General features: G+C 47.7%; 20 protein-coding genes, 1 tRNA gene and 1 riboswitch. Of the genes, 9 read left to right on the top strand and 12 right to left on the bottom strand.

The window, feature by feature from the left end; translation table 11 throughout:
- Window position 1 precedes the first annotated feature (1 nt).
- The gene (locus ACU70B_RS03185) at window positions 2–673 is read right to left on the bottom strand and encodes a response regulator transcription factor (protein WP_447184909.1); all 672 of its coding nucleotides are present in this window, start codon (window positions 671–673) and stop codon (window positions 2–4) included.
- A 142-nt stretch (window positions 674–815) separates the two neighbouring features.
- On the opposite strand from ACU70B_RS03185, the gene ACU70B_RS03180 reads away from it, so the two are divergent.
- From ACU70B_RS03180 to ACU70B_RS03170, 3 genes are all read left to right on the top strand, one after another.
- A complete protein-coding gene (locus ACU70B_RS03180; protein WP_447184908.1) occupies window positions 816–1,502 on the top strand; it encodes a polyphosphate polymerase domain-containing protein in 687 nt (228 codons plus the stop codon).
- 99 nt (window positions 1,503–1,601) lie between these two features.
- Window positions 1,602–2,219, top strand: a complete 618-nt coding sequence (locus ACU70B_RS03175; protein ID WP_447185695.1) for a DUF4956 domain-containing protein — start codon at window positions 1,602–1,604, stop codon at window positions 2,217–2,219.
- Window positions 2,220–2,235: 16 nt separating this feature from the next.
- A complete protein-coding gene (locus tag ACU70B_RS03170) occupies window positions 2,236–4,146 on the top strand; it encodes a CotH kinase family protein (protein WP_447184907.1) in 1,911 nt (636 codons plus the stop codon).
- A gap of 127 nt (window positions 4,147–4,273) precedes the next feature.
- Here the strand turns inward: ACU70B_RS03170 and ACU70B_RS03165 are convergent, their stop codons facing one another.
- Genes ACU70B_RS03165 through ACU70B_RS03155 form a run of 3 tightly spaced genes read right to left on the bottom strand, consistent with a single transcriptional unit; the run spans window position 4,274 to window position 6,558 of the window.
- Window positions 4,274–5,407, bottom strand: coding sequence for an aminotransferase class V-fold PLP-dependent enzyme (locus ACU70B_RS03165; RefSeq protein WP_447184906.1), 1,134 nt, complete (start codon window positions 5,405–5,407; stop codon window positions 4,274–4,276).
- A 19-nt stretch (window positions 5,408–5,426) separates the two neighbouring features.
- A complete protein-coding gene (locus tag ACU70B_RS03160) occupies window positions 5,427–5,690 on the bottom strand; it encodes a putative Se/S carrier-like protein (RefSeq protein ID WP_447184905.1) in 264 nt (87 codons plus the stop codon).
- 25 nt (window positions 5,691–5,715) lie between these two features.
- Window positions 5,716–6,558 (bottom strand): TrmO family methyltransferase domain-containing protein, encoded by an 843-nt coding sequence (locus ACU70B_RS03155; protein WP_447184904.1) that lies wholly within the window; start codon window positions 6,556–6,558, stop codon window positions 5,716–5,718.
- Window positions 6,559–6,935: 377 nt separating this feature from the next.
- On the opposite strand from ACU70B_RS03155, the gene ACU70B_RS03150 reads away from it, so the two are divergent.
- On the top strand, window positions 6,936–7,208 hold the full coding sequence (locus ACU70B_RS03150; protein ID WP_447184903.1) for a DUF5661 family protein: 273 nt from the start codon (window positions 6,936–6,938) through the stop codon (window positions 7,206–7,208).
- Between the two features lie 21 nt (window positions 7,209–7,229).
- The gene (gene msrB, locus ACU70B_RS03145) at window positions 7,230–8,222 is read left to right on the top strand and encodes a peptide-methionine (R)-S-oxide reductase MsrB (protein WP_447184902.1); all 993 of its coding nucleotides are present in this window, start codon (window positions 7,230–7,232) and stop codon (window positions 8,220–8,222) included.
- Window positions 8,223–8,342: 120 nt separating this feature from the next.
- On the opposite strand, the gene fakB is transcribed toward msrB, so the two are convergent.
- The 5 genes from fakB to thiC all read right to left on the bottom strand — a co-directional run bounded on the left by fakB (window position 8,343) and on the right by thiC (window position 12,409).
- On the bottom strand, window positions 8,343–9,176 hold the full coding sequence (gene fakB / locus ACU70B_RS03140; protein WP_447184901.1) for a fatty acid kinase binding subunit FakB: 834 nt from the start codon (window positions 9,174–9,176) through the stop codon (window positions 8,343–8,345).
- A gap of 68 nt (window positions 9,177–9,244) precedes the next feature.
- A complete protein-coding gene (locus tag ACU70B_RS03135; RefSeq protein ID WP_447184900.1) occupies window positions 9,245–9,646 on the bottom strand; it encodes a secondary thiamine-phosphate synthase enzyme YjbQ in 402 nt (133 codons plus the stop codon).
- A 74-nt stretch (window positions 9,647–9,720) separates the two neighbouring features.
- On the bottom strand, window positions 9,721–10,680 hold the full coding sequence (gene uvsE / locus ACU70B_RS03130) for a UV DNA damage repair endonuclease UvsE (protein ID WP_447184899.1): 960 nt from the start codon (window positions 10,678–10,680) through the stop codon (window positions 9,721–9,723).
- Between the two features lie 102 nt (window positions 10,681–10,782).
- Window positions 10,783–10,992, bottom strand: coding sequence for a TOBE domain-containing protein (locus tag ACU70B_RS03125; RefSeq protein ID WP_447185694.1), 210 nt, complete (start codon window positions 10,990–10,992; stop codon window positions 10,783–10,785).
- Between the two features lie 127 nt (window positions 10,993–11,119).
- Window positions 11,120–12,409 carry a phosphomethylpyrimidine synthase ThiC gene (gene thiC, locus ACU70B_RS03120; RefSeq protein ID WP_447184898.1) on the bottom strand — a complete coding sequence of 430 codons (1,290 nt, stop codon included), beginning with the start codon at window positions 12,407–12,409 and terminating at the stop codon, window positions 11,120–11,122.
- A gap of 101 nt (window positions 12,410–12,510) precedes the next feature.
- Window positions 12,511–12,612, bottom strand: a riboswitch (TPP riboswitch).
- Window positions 12,613–13,145: 533 nt separating this feature from the next.
- Between thiC and ACU70B_RS03115 the strand changes: the two genes are divergently transcribed.
- The 3 genes from ACU70B_RS03115 (at window position 13,146) to bioD (ending at window position 16,222) form a co-directional block, all read left to right on the top strand.
- On the top strand, window positions 13,146–14,477 hold the full coding sequence (locus tag ACU70B_RS03115; protein ID WP_447184897.1) for an APC family permease: 1,332 nt from the start codon (window positions 13,146–13,148) through the stop codon (window positions 14,475–14,477).
- Between the two features lie 91 nt (window positions 14,478–14,568).
- Window positions 14,569–15,546 (top strand): biotin synthase BioB, encoded by a 978-nt coding sequence (bioB, locus tag ACU70B_RS03110; RefSeq protein ID WP_447184896.1) that lies wholly within the window; start codon window positions 14,569–14,571, stop codon window positions 15,544–15,546.
- Window positions 15,539–16,222 (top strand): dethiobiotin synthase, encoded by a 684-nt coding sequence (gene bioD / locus ACU70B_RS03105; protein ID WP_447184895.1) that lies wholly within the window; start codon window positions 15,539–15,541, stop codon window positions 16,220–16,222. Before bioB ends, bioD begins: the two co-directional genes overlap by 8 nt.
- Before the next feature lie 65 nt (window positions 16,223–16,287).
- Here the strand turns inward: bioD and ACU70B_RS03100 are convergent, their stop codons facing one another.
- On the bottom strand, window positions 16,288–17,511 hold the full coding sequence (locus ACU70B_RS03100) for an IS110 family RNA-guided transposase (RefSeq protein WP_447184875.1): 1,224 nt from the start codon (window positions 17,509–17,511) through the stop codon (window positions 16,288–16,290).
- A 303-nt stretch (window positions 17,512–17,814) separates the two neighbouring features.
- Between ACU70B_RS03100 and bioA the strand changes: the two genes are divergently transcribed.
- Entirely contained in the window at window positions 17,815–19,155 is a 1,341-nt protein-coding gene (gene bioA / locus ACU70B_RS03095; protein WP_447184894.1) for an adenosylmethionine--8-amino-7-oxononanoate transaminase, read from the top strand.
- Between the two features lie 186 nt (window positions 19,156–19,341).
- On the opposite strand, the gene ACU70B_RS03090 is transcribed toward bioA, so the two are convergent.
- Window positions 19,342–19,426, bottom strand: a tRNA-Leu gene (locus ACU70B_RS03090).
- Window positions 19,427–19,584: 158 nt separating this feature from the next.
- Window positions 19,585–21,237, bottom strand: a complete 1,653-nt coding sequence (locus ACU70B_RS03085; RefSeq protein ID WP_447184893.1) for an ABC transporter substrate-binding protein — start codon at window positions 21,235–21,237, stop codon at window positions 19,585–19,587.
- Window positions 21,238–21,315: the final 78 nt, after the last annotated feature.

Genomic DNA, 21,315 nt, shown 5'->3' with positions numbered 1-21,315 from the left:
TTTACTCCTCCAACTTGTACCCGATTCCCCTCAAGGTTGTTATAGCTGCCCGGGAACCGATATGGGCCAGTTTCTTGCGCAAAAAGGAGATGTATACTTCGATATTGTTGTAATCAGCCTCGGAATCAAAGCCCCAGACCTTTTCAATCAGCTCATCCTTGCTTACCGCACGATGGGGGCGGTACAGGAAATATCTCAATATCTCGAATTCCTTTAAGGTAAGCCTTACGCTGTCGCTTGGCCCTTCCAGCTCATATGAGGACAGATTAAGCCGGAAATCGGCAAAATTCAAGGTATCATCAACAATCATTTCCCCCTTGCGCCGGGCAAGCGCCCTGATGCGGGCCAGTAATTCCGGCGCCGCAAAGGGCTTCACCAGATAATCATCCGCCCCGTCGTCAAGACCGGTAACTTTATCTTCCAGCTCCCCTTTGGCCGTCAGCAATATGGTTGGGGTAGAAATCCCGCTCGACCGCAGCTGCCGCAGCAGTTTTAATCCGTTCAGCCGCGGCAGCATAATATCCAACAGAATTACATCATATATTCCCGTCAGGGCATAATCGAGTCCGGTCTCTCCGTCATAAACAGCATCCACCGTGTATTTGTTCTTAATAAGAAGCTCGGTCAGGGCTTCAGCAAGCTGCCTTTCATCTTCAACCAGCAACAATCTCATATTAATCCCTGCCTTTTACGGTCATCTACTACATCTTTATATTATCATGCCAACCTTAAAAACATCTTTAAGTTTAAGATTCATTTAAGGCAGGTATTTTATGATGGATATATACCGTTTTCACAATAAGGAGGTGATTCCCATGGATAAGCCCAAATTCAGGCACGAAATCAAACACTTTATCAATATTTCGGATTATTATACCCTGCAGGGCAGGCTGAAGCATATTGCCCGCCTGGACGGCTTTGCCGGAAGTGACGGGACCTACCAGGTACGCAGCTTGTATTTTGACACCCCTGAAAACAAGGCCTTGCTGGATAAAGTCAACGGCATCAGCCGCCGGGAAAAATTCCGCCTGCGTTTTTATAACCATGATCCGTCCTTGATACGCCTGGAGAAGAAAAGCAAAGTAAACGGATTATGCTGCAAGGAAAAAGCCCTGCTAAGCCGGGAACAAGCCGAAAAACTGCTGCGGGGTGATATTGACTGGTTTTTCTCTTCCGGCAACGCTTTGCTCCGGGAGCTCTATGCCAAAATGAAGCATCAGCTTTTACGCCCCAAAACCGTGGTCGATTATTCTCGCGAAGCCTATATCTATGAACCCGGCAATGTGCGAATAACCTTTGACCGCCATCTGCAAAGCGGCCTTTTCTCCCGTAATTTTCTCGACCCGGATCTGCCCACCATGACTATGACCGGCAACGGTCAGATTATATTGGAAGTCAAATTTGACGAGTTTCTGCCCGAACTGATACGGGACATTATCCAGACCAATCAGCGTCGCAGCAGCTCGATTTCCAAGTACGCCGCCTGCCGGACGTACGGCTAAAAATTCAGAACGGAGGTAATAAAGGTGAATCCAAGCAATCAGTTTACATTCAACGACATTTTCAAATCCAACTTCCTGGATAAGGTGACGTCCTTTTCCATGCTGGACATGGCTATCGCCCTGGGGCTGGCCTTCGTATTAGGGCTTTTTATCTTTATGGTCTATAAAAAGACCTTCAAGGGAGTCATGTATTCCGCCAGTTTCGGCGTTTCCCTGCTGGCCCTGACCCTAATCACAACCTTGATCATAATGGCCATCAGCTCCAATGTCATCCTCTCCCTGGGCATGGTCGGCGCCTTATCCATCGTGAGATTCCGCTCCGCCATCAAAGAGCCGATTGATATTGCCTTCTTGTTTTGGGCCATCAGTATCGGTATAGTACTGGGCGCCGGGCTGATCCCGCTGGCGGTGTTCGGCTCCTTGTTCATCGGTATAGTCATGGTTTTGTTTGTCAACCAAAAGAGCACCGACAACCCTTATATACTGGTAATAAAATGCGATGGTGATGACAGTGAAAAAGATGTTCTGGATTATATCAAGCAAAGCGTTAAAAAGCATGTGGTGAAATCAAAGACGGTTGCCGCCGCCAGCGGGGTGGAACTGACGGTTGAAATCAGGCTAAAGGATATGTCCACCAGATTCGTCAACGAAATCAGCCGTATTGCCGGAGTAAATCATGCGGTACTGGTAAGCTACAACGGCGAATACATGTCTTAAGCGGCGGTGAAATCACATGATAACGAATAAACACCTTAATATCTTTATCGTCTTATTGATGATAGCTGCGGTTCTGGGGACGGCATTCCTGGCGCTATCCCCTCCGGAATCAGGCAGTACCGCCGAACCGGAGTATGTCAGCAAGCTTTTTGATAAAGACAAAATCATCGAGATTAATATTGACATGGAGCAGGATGATTTTGATTGGATTATTGAGAATGCAACCAGAGAAGAATACCGGAGCTGTGATATAACGGTAAACGGCGCCACTTTTAATAATGTGGGGATCAGGCCCAAAGGCAATTCCAGCCTGAGAACGGTGGCCCAGGATGATACCAGTGACCGCTTCAGCTTCAAGGTCGATTTTGACGCCTATATCGAGGGGCAAACCTGTTTTGGCCTGAATAAACTGGCCTTAAACAACATCATTATGGACAAAACCTATATGAAGGAATACCTGGCCTATGACATGTTTGCCTTTATGGGGGTAGTTACACCTGAATACGCTTATGCCGATATTTCGGTGAACGGAAAACCCTGGGGGTTGTACCTGGCAGTGGAAGCCATGGAGGAGAGCTTTGTCAAGCGCAATTACGGCAGTCTGGCTGGACACCTGTATCGCCCGGAGGGCGCCGGCTCTGATTTGAAATGGACCGGGGAAAGTGCCGCCAACTATTCCGGTATAAGAAAGATGGCCGCTTACGATGTTGCCGACAGTGATTTCAAGAAGATCATCACCATGATCGAGCATCTGAATAATGGCGCCGATCTGGAGAACTACTTGGATGTAGACTCCATCTTGCGCTATTTTGCCGTCAATACCTTTCTGGTCAACTTTGACAGCTATACCGGTACCCTGAAACATAATTATTATCTATATGAAGAAAACGGGGTATGCACCATTTTACCCTGGGACTTCAACCTGGCCTTTGCCGGACATGAGATAAATGATGCTGATAAGGCGGTTAACCATCCCATAGATACGCCGACAACAGCCAATCTGAGCGAGCGGCCTTTAATCGGCAAATTGCTCGAAGTACCGAAGTATAAGGAGCTGTACCATAAATACCTGAACCAGCTGGTAGAAGACTATGTGAACAGCGGCGCCTTCGAAGATACGGTACAAAAGGTTGACCGCTTGATTAACAGCTCGGTAAAAAATGATGCCACCGCTTTCACCGCCTACGCCGAATATGAGAAATCGCTGCCGGTCCTGGTGGAATTCGCCAAGCTGCGGGGCCAGAGTATAAGTGCCCAATTATCAGGAAAGCAGCCGGCCACTGCCGCCGAGCAAAGCAATAACACAGCTCAGAATATCGATGCCGGCAGTATTGATTTAAGCGCACTGGGCGGCATGGGAGGCAGAGGCGGCAAACGCCCCGCCGGGAGTCCCCCGCAGCAAGGCGGAGTCGCCCTGCCTGGCGGAAACAGTCCTGACAAGGGGCAGGAGCCGGGAGCCTTTGGCGGCGGAAGCCCGCATAACAATAATAATCGTGATGGAGAACCGGGAGCTTTACCCGGTGCCGGAGAACCTGGCAGTAATATCGCCGGTGAAAGGCCTGGGGGGTTCCCGGGCGGCAATAGGCCCGGCCCGGAAATCATGATGAAGGCCAGGGAAATAATGCAGGATGCCAATGGCAGCGAATTGTCGGCTGAGCAGACAGCCCGGCTCAGGGAACTGGGCCTGGACGACAGCATGATTGAGAGAATGAAAAACATGCCTCCCGGCATGCCGGGGCAAGACGGCGGTCGGGACCGGGCCGGCAACCCTCCCCCCGGGAACAGAGACAATGACCCCTTCGGGAGCAGGAATTCCCTCAACCGGCTTGCACCCGCCCAAAAAGCTTGTATTGCTATCAGTACCGGGTGCGTTCTCCCGGGGCTGCTATTTGTTTGGAGATTTAAGAGGCGAAGGTATTCCAGCTAGATCGCAAGAGAAGCGCAACCGTCTTTTGACAAAAAGGCGTAAGCCCCAAGGACGAGGGCAGAAGAAACACCGGGGATAGGCCAACGGGCTATTCCCGGCTTATTTTTACTCGATCAACCCCAGGGGCTCAAGCCCCGGCAATAGTTTTGACCGCTGTTATTGCCTGCTCAATATCCCCGGTGGTGTTGAAAGGCCCGATACTGAACCTGACGGTGCCTGTGTTTTGGGTTCCCATGGTTTCATGGGCCAGGAAGGCGCAGTGCAGGCCTCCCCGGACAGCGATGCCATATTTATCATCCAATTCATTGCCTACCTCGTTGCAGTCCCTGCCGTCGATGGTGATGGATATGACGCCAAGTTCAGGATTATTGCTCCCGTATGCCTTTACTCCAGGGATTTGACCGAGTCCCTTCAGCATCTGCTCTTCCAGCTGTTTTTCATGCTGTCGGATGTTATCGATACCGGTGTCAAGGATATATTTTACCCCTTCATTTAAACCGGCAATCCCAGGGGTGTTTAGTGTGCCGCTCTCATAGCGATCGGGCAAAAAGTCCGGCTGTTCCAGACTTTCGGAAACACTGCCCGTGCCGCCTTCCTTCAAGGTATCCAGCGTCAACCCTTCCCGCACATACAATCCTCCGGTACCCTGGGGTCCCAACAAGCCTTTATGTCCCGGAAAAGCCAGCAGGTCGATATTCATGAGTTCAACATCCACCGGATATTTTCCGGCTGTCTGCGCCGCGTCCACCATAAAGATGATTTTATGCGCTCGCGCCAGGGAGCCGATTGACTGCACGTCATTGACCGTTCCGGTTACATTCGATGCGTGGGTAACAATCAATAGTCTGGTATTCGGTTTGATGCTTTTTTCAATATCCTTAAGGTCGACCCGCCCACCTGGGTCGGCTTTTACAATCGAAAGCTCCACTCCCCGGCTCTCCAGTTTTTTCAGGGGACGAACCACCGCGTTATGCTCCATGCTGCTGATAAGCACATGGTCGCCCGCTGCCAGCAGCCCTTTAACAGCCAGATTGATGGCTTCGGTAGCATTGGCCGTGAAAGCTATCCGCAAAGGGTCGCCAATCCCGAACAGCCGGGCGAGATTCTCCCGGCATTCATATATTTTCTCGCCGGCCTGCATCGCCAGGCGGTGGCCGCTTCGCCCCGGGTTGGCCCCGTAATTTTTAATGCAGGCAACCATAGCCTCACCCACTGCATCAGGCTTGGGCCACGAGGTAGCGGCATTATCCAGATATATCATTTTAAAAACGCCTCGCTGCTTACTCGATCGGAATATATACTTTGTTGCCGTTTGCCCGGTCTTCTTCTACGTACATGCCAATGATGGCAATCCCTAATTCCTGGGCTGTGTGCTGCACCAGCGGCAGCTTGCTGTCCTCAAAGCGGAGGGCAAAGCTGCACCCCCCAACCGCTATACACTGAGGAGCGCGAATCATGGCAAAATAATCGTTACCCTGATTTAACCGGCTTTTCATACGGTTTACCAAATTAAGCGATGAAAATACTGCTAACGCATGGGCCATGGGATTTCCTCACAATCAATATATTCTAGCCTTTTACCACCGAGGCAAATAATGTGTCTTCCTTCAGTTCCAGAACTTCACCCGCCCCCGAGTAGAGATTATCGTTAAGCTTGATTTCCACCTCTTTATCCTGACTTACCAGTCTTAACTTCCATTCCCCGGTTGAACTCTTGAGCTCTTTAAAGCTCATATTGCCCCGCAGAGTGCTGCATCCGGTAACCGCTTCTATCCCCTGGGCAAAGAAATGTCCTCCCACAACTTCCGCTTGCACCGCTTCCCCCCGACCGATGCCCAAAACCTGCAACGCCCTGGCTCCAGTCCTTAGTCCCAGGGTAAGCCCAACATTGATGGTATCCCAGTGGAAAGCACGGGAAGTTGTTATCAGTTCATTTCCCCGGCACCAATTCAAAGGGGTTTCGGCCAAGGGGAAGGCATCAAAGTGAGGTATGTATATCTTTATGTCCAGAATCGGAGTTCCGTCAATGGCGTCCAGCCCTTTCACAAAAAGGCGGTTCTGGTCCCGTCTTATGAGTTCAACCACACAGGACCCTATGCCGGAAGGGCGGGCCGGGTTGCGGGTGGAGTATATTCCCTGACAGGTCGGTTCACTGGCAAACGGCATGGTCAGAGGAGCCTCATCTTCCCGTCCCATTCCTATCAATTCAAACCAGTCTTTCCGCCGGTGCTGGTAGTAGATAATATGGATATGGGAAAAATACTCAATCCCGATCAGGGCGTCGCTAAGATCTTCCCGCATATAAATCATGCTTTCATTACTATAATCATACTCCCGGCTTACTTTTTTAAAATCGGAAACAACTACCCCGACCGGTCGGATAGAAACCGCTTCCTGCGGAACACTAACCATATTCGTCAGCCTCCTGTAAATTTATTTGGAAACAAGATTGGGATATAGGGCTACCAAGAATTTACTAAGCTCAAGCAAAATCAAACAAAACTATACATTACCTGACATAACTCTAAATATAATAAGATATAATGTCAACCGTGTTTTCTGCATTTATTATTCATTTAACCTGATAAACAAACGCCTTTCGATTTGCCTGCCGGAATCGAAAATAATCAGAGCTCTCCGACATATGTGAGCTAATTTAAGCAAAACTAAAAGCATGCATTTGAGCAGAAAATTTATTACAAAACAATGCGGACGGTTATAATATAGTCAGATTGGTTCGGTTTAACCATAAAATCCGATTGCCGGGCGCCATGAAAGGAGAGAATGAAATGACGGCAAAAAAGCATTTTACCGCTGAGGAGGCCAGGACCATCGGTGAACAACTGGGGATAGATTGGAGCAAGTTCGATGTCGAGCAGTTCCGTATGGGCATGGACGTCGAGCTGGAGCACGGCCTGCAGGACGCGCACACCAATGTAACCGACGATGATGCCTTAACTACGGGTAAAATAGCCCTGGCCCACCTGAATGAGTTTCCGGACTACTATACCCGCCTGGAGAAGATGGAGAAGGAAGCCGAAGCCTACTGGGAGCAAAAATAGAGCACAGATAGAGGTATTATTATGACTGATGCAGCTAAAGGAAAATATGAGCTGGCTACCTTTGCCGGTGGCTGCTTCTGGTGCATGGTAGCACCTTTTGTGCAGCTCGACGGTGTGCTGGATGTGGCCTCGGGGTATACCGGAGGGATGACAGAAAACCCTACGTATGCAGAAGTATGCGAAGGGAAAACCGGCCATTATGAGGCGGTTGAGGTCAGATTTGACCCTGAACGGGTAAACTATACCGAGCTTCTGGATGTTTTCTGGCGCTCGATTGACCCTACCGATGCCGGAGGACAATTTCATGACCGGGGGCATTCGTATACCACAGCTATTTTTTATCATAACGAAAGCCAGCGCCAGCAGGCTGAAGCCTCTAAAAAGACTCTGGATGCCAGCCGGCGCTTCCCGCGCCCTATTATGACGACTATTCTGCCCGCTGCCCCTTTTTACCCGGCGGAAGATTATCACCAGGACTACTACCGCAAGAACCCGCAGCGCTATGAACTATACCGGCTGGGTTCGGGACGGGATGCATTTATTAAGGAACACTGGACGAAAAAGGATATGACAGCCAATTTAAAGGACCGTGAAGCCCTGCAGCACCGACTCACCAAGTTGCAGTTTGACGTCACTCAGAATAATGCTACCGAACCACCGTTTCGTAACGAATATTGGGATCATAAAGAGGAAGGTATTTATGTGGATATTGCCTCCGGTGAACCCCTGTTCAGTTCGCGGGACAAATACGACTCCGGCTGCGGCTGGCCTAGCTTCACCCGCCCAATTAACGAGGGGAAAATAGTCAAAAAACCAGATGCCGGCCACGGCATGACCCGCATCGAAGTTCGGAGCCGGAAAGGCGATTCCCACCTTGGTCATGTCTTTGACGACGGACCTCTGCCCACCGGCCAGCGCTACTGCATTAATTCCGCCAGCCTGCGCTTCATCCCTCTTGAGCGCTTGGAGGAAGAGGGGTACGGGGAATACCTTGAATTGTTCGGTGCACCTTAAAACCGACACGGCGAATCCGGGGACTGCAGAAACAATAACTTTGCAACAGCATCAGATATAACCATGGATGCAAGCTTAACCCATGTTTTAAATCTGCATGATCTGTGATTATAGCGCTCCTTAATCTTCGAAAAACACCGAAAACGTCCCTGCACCTACATGGGAACCGATGACCGGCCCTATCTCACCTATGATTACCTCCGGAACATCAAGCTTTTCTATTATGGTGCTTTTCAGGTATTCGGCGTCATCCGGACAGGCGCTGTGACAAATTCCTGCAGTTTGGCTGCCAAGATCAGAGCCCAGAGTTTCCATGAGCTCGATAAGCTTATTTCTCGCCCCCCGATGGCCGCGGGCCTTGCTAAAGGGTACGATTTTCCCCTCCGCGTCCATATGCAGTACTGGTTTTATATCCAGAGCACCTGCCAATAACCCCTTGGCCCGGGATAGGCGTCCCCCTTTAATCAATATATCAAGATTACCGACAACAAAGATGCAACGCATCCTTTTCTGCATTTCACTTAGCCGAAGCAAGATTGATGCTGCTGATTCTCCCGAACGGGCCATGCGGGCGGCTTCCAATACCATTAATCCCTGGCCCACCGAAGCTTTCCTGGAATCAACCACATGTATAGGTTTGCCGGGCAGCATATCGGCCGCTATATTGGCCGACTGAACCGTTCCCGATATTCCTGAGGATAAATGGATGCTAATGATTTCCTGGTTTTCTGCAGTGCCTTTCCGGTATTGTTCCAAAAAATCTCCTGGCATAGGCTGGCTGGTGCTGGGCAATCGAGATGATGTCTTCAAACGGGAATAGAAGGCAGCATTATCAAAATTCTCCGGCGGGATTTCCTCATCCCCGAATCTTACTCTTAAGGGTACCACTGCGATATCATAACGCTCCAGCACCTCCCGGGGTAAGTCACAACAGTTGTCGGTTATTATTCGCATTCCTACTGCTATCACTCCTTGATAAACGAAATCAAAGCAATTGTAACATAATGGTAATAATCATGTCATTAATCTTTCTGTACCTTGACATAAAAAGACCGTTGGCGCGGCCCGTCGAATTCGCAGAAATAGATTCCCTGCCAGGTCCCCAGCAGCAAACGGCCATCGGCTACCGGAACGAGCTGCGATATACCTATAGTACTGGCTTTCAAGTGAGCGGCGGAATTGCCTTCCCCGTGATTATAACCCGGATGCTTCCAGGGGTAAAGCTCGTTTAATCTCATCAAAATGTCATGCACGACATCCGGGTCCGCGTTTTCGTTCACAGTAATGCCTGCCGTGGTATGCGGGCAGTAGACCAGAACCATACCTTCGGTTACTCCTTCCTGCCGAACCGCATCCTGAACCTGAGCCGTAATGTCAATCATCTGCGCATGCTGCCCCGTCGTCAGCTTAACCCGATGTAGCATAATCAGGCCTCCTTTAACTTCCTGAGTCCGTTACCGGCGCCCATTTTGTTTTTCCCGTTACATCTGACCATATTTTAAACCTCTATACTGCCCTCATCAATAAAATGGATATATGGTATTGACTTCAATTCCGCTAACAGATTAAAAAGAGCCTGATCTTTGTTTTTCGCCTCGATCATGACATCGAAGTCCCGGTTGAGTGGCCTGGCCTTGGCGAGGAATTCCAGGAAAAACGAAGCCTCAACATTATCAGCATGGCTTCTGAATCTTTTCGCATCTTTGGGGCTGGACAGATGTATCTTCGGAGGCCTTGCCTCGCCTTCCCAGGTAGCGAATATATCCGCTAGATAGTCCCCGACATCATCATTATGGTTATTGCACCAGTGATGATGAATATCCAGTACCATAGGAATCTTCAATTCCTGGCACAAACCCAGGACTTCTCTGGCGGTGTAAATCTTGTCATCGTTTTCCAGCACTATTCTCTGCTTGAACTCACTGGAAAGGAGTTTGTAGTTCTGTATAAACCGCTTTAACGATGCTTCTTTATTGCCATAACTTCCGCCTACATGGATTACCAGCTTGGCCGATGAATCCAATCCCATGCCATCCATTATGCGCAGGTGATACTCCAAATCTCTAATCGATGCCTCGGCAACTTCCTCCCGGGGGGAATTTAATAACGTAAAATGGTCGGGATGGGCGCTAATGCGAAATGCGTTCTCCCGGGCATAGTCACCCAGGGATTTAAGTTCATCCTTCACCTCAACAAACCAATCCCAGTTTTCCGCTATCGGATGGGTAGCCAGAGGAATCAGTTTTGAAGTGATGCGAAATAACTTAATGTCGTGGGCTTGGTTATGGAAAAAAAGCCGCCGGGTATTGCGCAGATTCTCCCTGGCAATGGAACTTAATCTGGAGAATCTGGCTTTTTCGCCGTCGATTTTGGACAAATTCTGAAAGGTAATAGTCTTTGAAGGAGTACATTCCGGGACTATTACGGACATAGCCACATAACCAAAATAAATCCGCAAAATATTTCACCAGTCTTTTACCATATTTTTTCCTGCTCTGCAATAACTAAGCGGAGTCATAAAATTATCTATTGACTCCGCTTGGTTATTACCTTTAAAAGGCTAGTCCACTCCTACCATTATACTGGAGGCTTTTATTACTGCATATGCTTCCTTGCCGTTTTCCAAACCCAGATTGTCAGCCGCTTCCGTAGTAATAACTGCAACTATGGTTTCTCCGCCTGGAAGCTGCAAATTAACCTCCGTGTTTACCGGCCCATGATCAAGCTTAACTACCTTTCCTTTCAATCGGTTACGTGCACTTAACTGGATAACCCATACCTCCTTCTATTGGTCATACTACTAGTTTTTCCTTTTTGGATTATCTTAAACAGCCATGATTCTTTAATGCTTTACACAGTCCTATAGAGCTGTTATCTGTAGTATCGATTTATTCCTTTTATTTAAAGCTGACTCTTTCTCCAGCCAGAGCCTTATTTATAGTTTGCACTGCGCATATTTTACCGCACATGGTACAGGTCTGACCATCATGAGCAGAGGATGTACGGTAGGCGCGAGCCTTTTCCGGATCAATAGCTTCCTTAAATTGTGTTTCCCAATCCAGTTTTTGCCGTGCATCCGACATGCGCCGGTCCCATTCCCGGGCGCCAGGTACACCCTTGACAACGTCAGCAGCATGAGCGGCAATACGGGAAGCTATTATCCCTTCCTTTACATCCTCCAGGGCTGGTAAGCGTAAGTGCTCGGCGGGAGTAACATAACACAGAAAATCCGCCCCGGCAGATGCTGCAATTGCTCCTCCGATAGCACTGGTTATATGATCATAACCTGGTGCGATATCTGTAACCAGAGGTCCGAGAACATAAAAGGGGGCTCCGTGGCACAGTTTTTTTTGCAGCTTCATGTTGGCGGCAATCTCATCCAAAGCCATGTGCCCAGGCCCCTCCACTATAACCTGTACGTTTTTGTCCCACGCCGCCCGGGTTAATTCCCCAAGAGTAATTAATTCCTCTATCTGAACCGCATCAGTAGCATCATTGATACACCCGGGGCGGCAGGCATCACCAAGGCTGATAGTTACATCATATTTATGGAGTAAATCCAAAAGCCGGTCATAATGCTCATAAAAAGGATTTTCATTACCGGTCAGTTCCATCCACGCAAATAATAAAGAACCGCCGCGGGATACAATATTCATTAGTCTGGGATTTTTCTTGAAGCGTTCAGCCGTCTTGCGGTTCATACCTGCATGAATGGTCATAAAGTCGACACCATCTTCCGCGTGGGCTTCCACTACTTTAAAAAACTCATCAACTGTTATATTTTCCAGGTCTTTTTCCAAAAAGCCTATGGCGTCATACATGGGAACAGTCCCCAACATAGCTGGTGATATTTCCGCCACCTTGCGGCGAAACTCACGGGTATTGCCGTAACTGCTCAGATCCATGATAGCTTCTGCACCAAGTTTTAAAGCCAGGTCGACCTTTTCCAGTTCATTATCATAATTTAGGCAGTCACGTGATATGCCCAGATTAACATTTATCTTGGTTCTAAGCCCTTCTCCCACTCCCTCGGGGTCAAGCGACTTGTGGTTTATATTGGCTGGAATAGCTACCGCCCCACGCGCAACCTTGTCTATTAAAACCTTTAGAGGAATACCCTCTTTACGGGCAACTGCTTCCATCTGTGGAGTTGCTTGCCCCCTTCGGGCATAATCCATTTGTGTCATAATTCAGCCTCCTATTTTCTGATTCAGTAAATGTATCTGATTAACTCGTCGGCAGGGAAGTAAAATTCAAAAAGCCTGTTCCGCATAGAACAGGCTCGTAAAACTTACTAGCAAAGCTTCCCTACGGCGGCATTACCCGCATCAGGTTCAAAGGGACAAGGGCTACGCCCTATCTCAGCCTTCCGGCACCCCCAGCTGACGCATATTTAATTATAAGGATGATTATAGTATTTAATATTAACTTTGTAAATACAATCCGCTGCCAACACCAATGACTGTATGTGCAAATCGTCTGTGCGGCTTCTCCCGTTAATCGTCCCGCAAGCCGGTCAGGGGGCTAAAAAGCGCGGACGTCTGTTTGCCCCCGCGAGGTATCCCAGCATTTCGAAGCATCCTTGTTCTTTCAATTTATTGGCCAGCAAAGCATAGTAATCCGAATTTACTTGCGAAGTTTGCGGGAAAAGAAGTCTTCCGTTTTTTTAGCACCTCTACTGCAAGAATTTTACATTCCAATACTTTTTCCGAAATTATCGTTAACCGTTAATGAAAATAATGGTTAACAATTAGCTTAAGATACCTTATACTAATGAATAATAAAAAACTAAACTCACATGTTGCTCTTCTTTTTACAATGAGGTGCGTAAACGATGGTAACCGTTATCGGTATCGCTGTATATCATTGTGACGTGCGCCTGTCTCAATTAAATAGATTTTCAAATTCGATGGAGATAAGGAAATGAAGCAAGAATTAAAAAGGGTTTTATCTTTCAAGGATCTGCTGATTTATGGCATGTTGTTTATGGTGGTAATTGCTCCGATGAGTGTTTTCGGCTACGTTTCCAAGGAAAGCCACGGAATGGCTCCGCTGGTTTATTTGATTGGCATGATCGCAATGTTTTTCACTGCTCTTAGTTATGTGCAGATGAGTAAACATATTCCCCAAGCCGGTTCGGTGTATACCTATGTAAAAGAAGGGCTCAACCCGCATGTCGGCTTTTTGGCAGGCTGGCTTATCATTCTTGATTATCTTTTGCTGCCTAGCGTGTTGTACCTAATGACCAGCAACTTTTGTGTGGCACTAATACCGTCCATCCCCGGCTGGCTTTGGATTATTGCTTTCGCTACTCTTAATACTGTCACAAATATACTGGGAATTGAATATACGGTTCGGTCAGGAAAATTAATGTTAGCATTTGAATTGACTGTACTATTGTTGATCCTAATATGTGGGATTATGTATATCAGTGCCGGAGGTGGAAGCGGCAGTTTTAATCTGCATCCTTTTTATCAACCGGGTCAGATTAATCTGCAATTTACAGCTTCAGCTTGCAGCATTGCGGCTCTTGGATTTTTAGGCTTTGATGCTATAAGTACCCTGGCCGAAGAAACTATTGAACCTGAGAAAACCGTTGGCAGAGCTACCTTGTCCGCTCTATTACTGGTAGGGGGCCTGTTTGTGCTGCAGACTTATATCGTTACATTAATTACCCCGGACTATACGCTTATTAATGCGGAAACTGCCTATTTTGATGCTGGAGCAATAGTCGGCGGGCATTGGCTGAAGGTGTTAATGCTGGCGGTCAGCATTATGGCCACGGGTATCGCTAATACCATGACATCACAAGCCGCTACCGCGAGAATCCTTTTTAGCATATCCCGCGATGGTTTGCTGCCGGAATTTATTGGTCGGGTTCATCCTCGTTTTAAAACTCCGCATTGGGCGACTTTGATGGTGGCCTTGCTGTCTCTGATCTGTTCTTTGGCTACGGATCTGGAAATCATCATAAAACTGGTTAATTTTGGGGCAGTGAGTGCATTTATTCTTCTGAATTTTACGGTATTCTATTTCTTTTTCATCAGGAAGGGATATCGTAAATTTAGAAGCATCTGCATTTATCTCCTGGCTCCCTGGATGGGAATTATTATACTTGCCTATATTTGGACAGGTTTTGATGTTACCTGCAAAATAGTCGGTTTGTCCTGGCTAGTCATAGGCATTATCTACGGTGCCGTACAAAGCAAGTTCTACCGGGAAGTACTGCAAACAATGGAAAAGCTGGAGATTTAACCGGCCTTGCTCTCTATGAGGAGCTGAACGTTATACGGCATTTTAAAAGCCGTATAGACTAAATGATATAAATAGGATAAAAGAAAGGAGCATGGCAGTGACCCAATTGGAAAACATAAAAAATTGTGTGCTGCAAGGCCAGATGATTAACAAACAGGAAGCATTAATCATCAGCAAGGCACCACTAGAGGAGCTTGGTGCAGTTGCCAACGATATCAGAGCTCATTTCTGCGGCAATGCCTTTGACATCTGCACCATCATCAACGGCAAAAGCAGCAGATGCTCTGAAGACTGCAAATATTGTGCGCAGTCATCATTTTATCAAACCCAACTGAAAGAATATCCCTTGCTGGACACAGAAACCATCGTGGAGCAAGCCCGGTACAATGAGGAGCGCGGTGTGCTGCGTTATTCAATTGTGACCTCGGGGAAAAGACTAAGTGCAATAGAACTGGATCAGATTTGTGCAAGTATCCGGACCATCCGTCAGCAAACCAATATTGCAGTGTGTGTATCGTTGGGTCTTTTAAATGAAGAACAATTCCGCCAGCTGAAAGAAGCGGGGGTAAGCCGCATTCATAACAATTTGGAGACATCTTTAAGCTTCTTTCCCAATATTTGCACAACCCATAGCCATGCAGACAAAATAGCGGTAATTCGGGCTGCCCAGAAGGCCGGTCTTAATGTTTGCAGCGGCGGTATTATGGGACTGGGCGAAACCGTGGAGGATCGCATCGACATGGTAATGACCATCCGCGCAATGGGGATTCGATCAATTCCGGTGAATATGCTTAACCCCATACCCGGCACTCCTCTGGCTACATATCCTCAACTGACAAATGAGGATATGTGCCGGATTATCGCGGTGTTTCGATTCCTGGTGCCCAATGCATCAATTCGCTTGGCCGGCGGCAGAGGCTTGCTGCCAGATAAAGGCAGGCAGTGCTTTCTATCAGGTGCGAATGCAGCCATATCAGGCGATATGCTGACAACCTCGGGCATATCCATTGAAGAGGATATGAAAATGCTGGCCGAGCTGGGCTACAAGGCAGTGTTATGGAATGAGTAAAAGCATATTTATAACTGCTACCGGTACAGATGTGGGAAAAACCTATGTAACGGCACTGATAATAAAAAAAATGCGCGCTGCGGGATATCAGGCCGGGTATTACAAGGCAGCCCTCAGCGGGGCAGAAGCAACCGGAAATGCTTTATTGCCCGGAGATGCTGATTATGTGAACCGGACGGCAGCAATCGGAGAACGATTGGAGAATATGGTTTCATACGTTTATAAAACTGCCGTATCACCCCATCTGGCGGCGCAACTGGAAGGTAACCCAGTTGAACTGTCCCAGGTACTATCTGACTTTGCCTGTGTTTCATCTCAATATGAGTATGTTACTGTTGAGGGCAGTGGTGGCATTGTCTGTCCACTCCGCTATGATGATACCCAACACATTTTTCTGGTTGATATCATCAAGAGTCTGCAGTTGGCTGTACTTATTGTTGCAGATGCCGGACTGGGTACCATTAACGCCGTCGTATTGACCATTGAATATTTAAAGCAGAGGAATATTCCTGTCAAAGGAATCATCCTCAACCATTATCATCAGGGGAATATGATGGAGGAAGACAACCGGAAAATGATTACGGAAATTACCGGTGTTCCGGTGATAGCTTTGGTAGAAAATGAGGCTGAAAATCTTGATATTGATGTGCAGGAACTGCTGGCGATATATGAATAATAAGACGTGCTATGAAAAGTCAATAGGTTTAAAAAAGTTCTTTGACAATCACATAGAGATTCCGGTTACCCATTGGGGTTTGTGGGCGACCAGGTATAATTCGGGTCAAAGGGACGATTTTCTTTCCAAAGAGAATAGATCAAATGCACCAAACGCCGCGCTACAGCTCCGGTAGCCACACTCGAATGCTTGCCCTGGCTGCACTTCAATTCGTAAAAAGCTTTCCGTTCCGGATTGAATCTGCGGGCCGAAACGGCAGCCAGCCATAGGCTGTTGCGTAAAACAGGGGAGCCCCGTTTAGACATCCGATTACGGGTGCCCTCAAACTGACCCGAAGAGCGAACCGTAGCATCAATACCGGCATAAGCCACCAAAGCCTTGGCATTAGGGAATCGACTAATATCGCCCACCTCGCCAATGATGGCAGCAGCCAGTACAGGACCGATGCCAGGAATGGTCTCCAGAACATGGCGGTAAGGCGTATCAGGGCTGGGGCGCATTTCCTCCATGACCTGGTTGATGGCTTCCTCAATGACAGCGATCTGATCTTCAATGAATTCAACCTGTTCAACCATAAGGCGGAGTTCTAGAGTAAAAGCGTCCAAGGCCAGGTTAATCCCAAACGTACCCTTGGCCAAAGCCTGAATCTGTTCAGCCCGTTCTGCACCGAGGCGGCCGCGGGAGTGCTGCTTAAGAAAGCCAGTCAATTCTGAGATATCCAACTCGGCGATTTCCTCGGGTTCACAATAGCGCTTAAGCAATTCCTTGGAAGTGCGAATAAAGACATTAGAAAAGCACTTGGGGTATTCAGGAAAGATCCGGTCGAGGATACCAAGCACCCTGTTCTTTAAAGCGCCGATCTGGTGCACAAATTCAATTCGAATACGAGAGAGGGTTTGCAGCTTCATTACCGTTTCCGAAGCCAGATTGGCTTCAGGGGCAAGACCAAGACGCAGCATCTCAGCCAGGAGCAAAGCATCCTTCTCATCAGTTTTGATTTTGCGAATGTAGAGATTGCGCAGGGCATCAGACTGAATAGGATTAATAACGCTAACCTTATAGTCCAGCTCCTTAAGATGGCAATAGAGAGCTAACCAGTAATGCCCGGTAGCTTCCATGCAGAACCGAACTCCATCAGGAGCAACTTCTAAACCATTGATCGCTTGCAAAAGCTTTTCAAACCCCTTGTGAGTATTCTCGATAAAAATCTGCAAAACCGGTTTACCTGTCTCATCAACCAGGCAAAGCTCGTGACGGTGCTTGGCGATGTCAATACCTGCATAGAACATACTAACCCCTACTTTCACAAAATACGGCAGGTTCCCTTTAGCCCCTACGAGCCTCAACCTTGCGCGTAACTCGCAGCATGCGGCAAGCCGCATCAACAACGTGCTCATTCGAGTCCTCTCGTACGGGTGGGGCTTCACTCTTAATTTCGGGACAGAGCAATACTTCCCAAGGAGGACCTTCGAAGCCCCCTGCCTTTACGAGAATATTTATCCGAGTTACCCCGGAATTCCTATGTGATTGTCAAAAGAACTAAGCTTTTTGATTTAGGTACGTCTAACTACAATGTACAAGGAGGAAGAAATGTGAATTTAATTGACAAGGATTTAAAATATATCTGGCATCCATGTTCACAAATGAAGGACTATGAAGAACTGAAGCCGATTATCATCGATCATGGGCAGGGGGTTTATCTATATGATAAAAACGAAAAGGAATATATTGATATTGTCAGCTCATGGTGGTGTAATCTGCTGGGACATTGTCATCCCAAAATAAATGAGGCTATCAAGCTCCAACTGGATACCCTGGAACATGTGATATTCGCGAACTTTTCCCACGAACCGGCCATTGCACTTTGTGAACAGCTAATGGATATCATCCCCCGTGGATTGGCCAAGTTTAACTTCTCGGATAATGGCTCGTCTGCGGTTGAATGTGCCCTGAAAATGAGTTTTCAGTATTATTATCAGACAGGTGATACACAAAAGACCAGATTTATGTGCTTTACGGAGGGATATCACGGCGAAACCATCGGGGCATTATCGGTTGGCAGTATGGATCTGTACGCTAAAATCTACAAACCGATGCTGATGGATACTATTCATATTGAAGCTCCCGATTGCTATCGTTGTCCATATGGTAAAAACAGAGATAGCTGCGAGGTGGAATGCTTTGTCAATGCAGAGGCAGCTTTTGCCGAATACGCTAATCAAACCTGTGCAATTATTATTGAGCCGCTATTACAGGGCAGTGCAGGAATGCGCATCTATCCGCCGTTATATCTAAAAAAACTGCGGAGTCTTTGCGATAAGTACAATGTATTGCTTATAGCCGACGAGATTGCAACCGGCTTTGGGCGAACCGGAAAAATGTTTGCCTTTGATCATGCTGGTGTTAGCCCGGATATCATGTGCATTTCCAAAGGATTAACCGGTGGGTATATGCCTATGGCAATTACCATCACCACCAATGAAATTTATGATGCATTCTATGCAGATTATAACGAGGGTAAAGCATTTATGCACAGCCATACCTACAGTGGAAATCCTCTGGGTTGTTCTGCTGCCTTGGCCGTGCAAAAAATTCTTAAAGAAGACCACATTCTTGAAAAAGCTACAATTAGAGCGGAATACTTGCATAACAAGTTAGCAGCCACCCTGCTTCAACACCCCAACATTGGCGAAATACGTCATATCGGATTAATCAATGCAATAGAGCTGGTTACGGACAAAAGTAGTAAAATCGGCTTTGATTCCAAACTACGAATAGGATATAAGATTTATAAGCGCGCTTTAGAAAAGGGACTGCTGCTTAGACCGCTGGGTAATGTTCTATACTTCAATCCACCTTTAATTATCAATGAGGACGAGATAGACAAGGCTGTGATAAGATGCAGAGATGCCATTTATGAAGCTTTGATGTAATATAGCAATAAGGATCACGAAGCATAGTAGTTCTTCTTCCCAATTTTTATTTAGGAGACCAACGCATTCTTGTGTTATTTCCCAATAAATGGAACGCATGCGTTTTTACCGCATACGCATAATCAAAAAGAGCCTTGCATAGTTTGTTCTTAAACAAGTCACACAAAGCCCGGAATTTAGCTTATATGGTGTCGGAGGCGGGACTTGAACCCGCACCCGGTTAAGGATACGCCCCTCAAACGTACGTGTCTGCCCGTTCCACCACTCCGACACAGTTATTAAGTTTGTCGGTATCCCGACGAGAACAATTATATAATGCTTTGGGGGCGGTGTCAATTATTCTGCCGCCCGGGCGATAACCTTTCGCTATAGCTACCGTTGGGAAAAAGCCCCCTGCTGTGATTGTGTAGCCGGGATTGCGTGTTCGGGCTATATCTTCTTGTTCGTCTCTCCGGCTTTCCCCTTTCCGTTATCCAAATCAGGTTTAAGCAGCTCCACCTGGTACCAGTCTATCATCTCCATGCTGTCGACGCTTAGCGAGGCCACGTTCTTGCCAATGAGCTTGTGGGCGCATTTCTGGAAGAGCCAGAGACAGGGGGCGTCGTCTACGATTATTTCTTCGGCCTGGTGGAGGCAGTGCATGCGCTTCTCAGGGTCTGTCTGCTTGCGGGATGAATCGAGCAGCTTATCCACCTGGGGGTTGTGATAGGCGGAGAAGTTGCTGACTCCGATTTTGGAACTGTGAAACATGCTATACAGGAAGTTATCCGGATCAGGGTAATCGGCATACCAGCTTACCCGTCCACAGGGAATCTGCATTTTCCCCAGCTGTTTCTTATAGTAATCCCATTCCATGGGGCTGAATTCCACGGAAATTCCGATCTGGTTAAGCTGCTGAGCAACCATATCCAGTACCGCCCGGTGCCCCTCGTCGCTGTCATAGCTTATGGACAAGGGGATTAACTGATCGCCTACTATGTAGCCTGCATCCTCCAGCAGCTGCCGGGCTTTTTCCGGGTCATAACTGTAGCCGCTCATTTCGCTTTTGTAACCCGCCAGTCCGGAAGGTACTGCACCCCGGGCCGGGGTATAGGCTCCCCCCAGAACCGTATCGTTTATGGCCTTGCGGTCAATGGCATAGTTCAGCGCCCGCCGCAGCAGATAACCGTCGACAAAGGGCTGTTTGTTGACATGAAAGACCAGGAAATAGGTATTGAGCAGGGGCCTGCCGACATATAGTCCTTTATAGTCCGGGTTTTTTATAATCTCCTTTATCTGGTCAAAGGGAACCGAATCCAGGTAATCAAGCTTGCCTGCCTTGTAATCCTCCAGAGCTTTAAGCTCATCGTCGTAAACGATGAAATTGATGGCGCTCAGCCGCGGCGGCCCCTGATGGTATTTTTCATTTCTAACCAGCAGGATGTTCTGGTTTTCCCGATATTCTTTAAGCAAGTAAGGCCCGGTCCCGGGATAAGGACCGTCTTCCTGACTGCTGTCATAGACCCAGAAGGCGGGACTGGTAAGCATATAGACAAATGTCGTATTAGGCTGGTCGAAGACTATTTTCAGGGTGCTGTTATTTACTGCCTGGATCCCGGAAATATCCTGTTTATAGCCATCCAGCATAGTATTGCTGCCCACTATGGGAAGGAACATACTGATATTAGACCACTCTTTGCTGTTGGTAAAGCTCTTTTCCCAGGCGGCTTTGACCGCAGCGGCACTAACTTTTTTGCCGTTATGAAATTTAACCTTGTCATTTAAATGCAGAGTAAGGGTTTTGGCATCGGAGGAGTACTTCCATTTCCTGGCCAGACGGGGCTTGAGCTCACCGGATCTGCCGTCGTAGCAGAGCAGGCCTTCATAGATGGCCGATGCAATCAGGCGTTCCTGATGCTCCGTAAGCGTGGCCGGGTCGAGCAAGCTGACCGGCCGGCACAGGCCCGCGTTCAGCGGCCGGGTATCCAGATTAGCGGTATAAACCGCCAGGTTATGCTTATATATAAGAATTGCCAGCAGAGCGATGAGAAGCAGCAATAACCCGCCCAAGGCAAGCGGCAGCTTCTTTTGCAACTTTAACATGCACTTGTCCCCCTTTTAAACGATATTTATGGGGACATTATATTAGACAAGCATCAGTTTTATTCCATTTTTTGCTGT

It is taken from the genome of Syntrophomonas curvata (genome assembly GCF_052976825.1).
The sequence above is the reverse complement of the archived record's forward strand: the minus strand, read 5'-3'. Positions and strand labels throughout refer to the sequence as shown.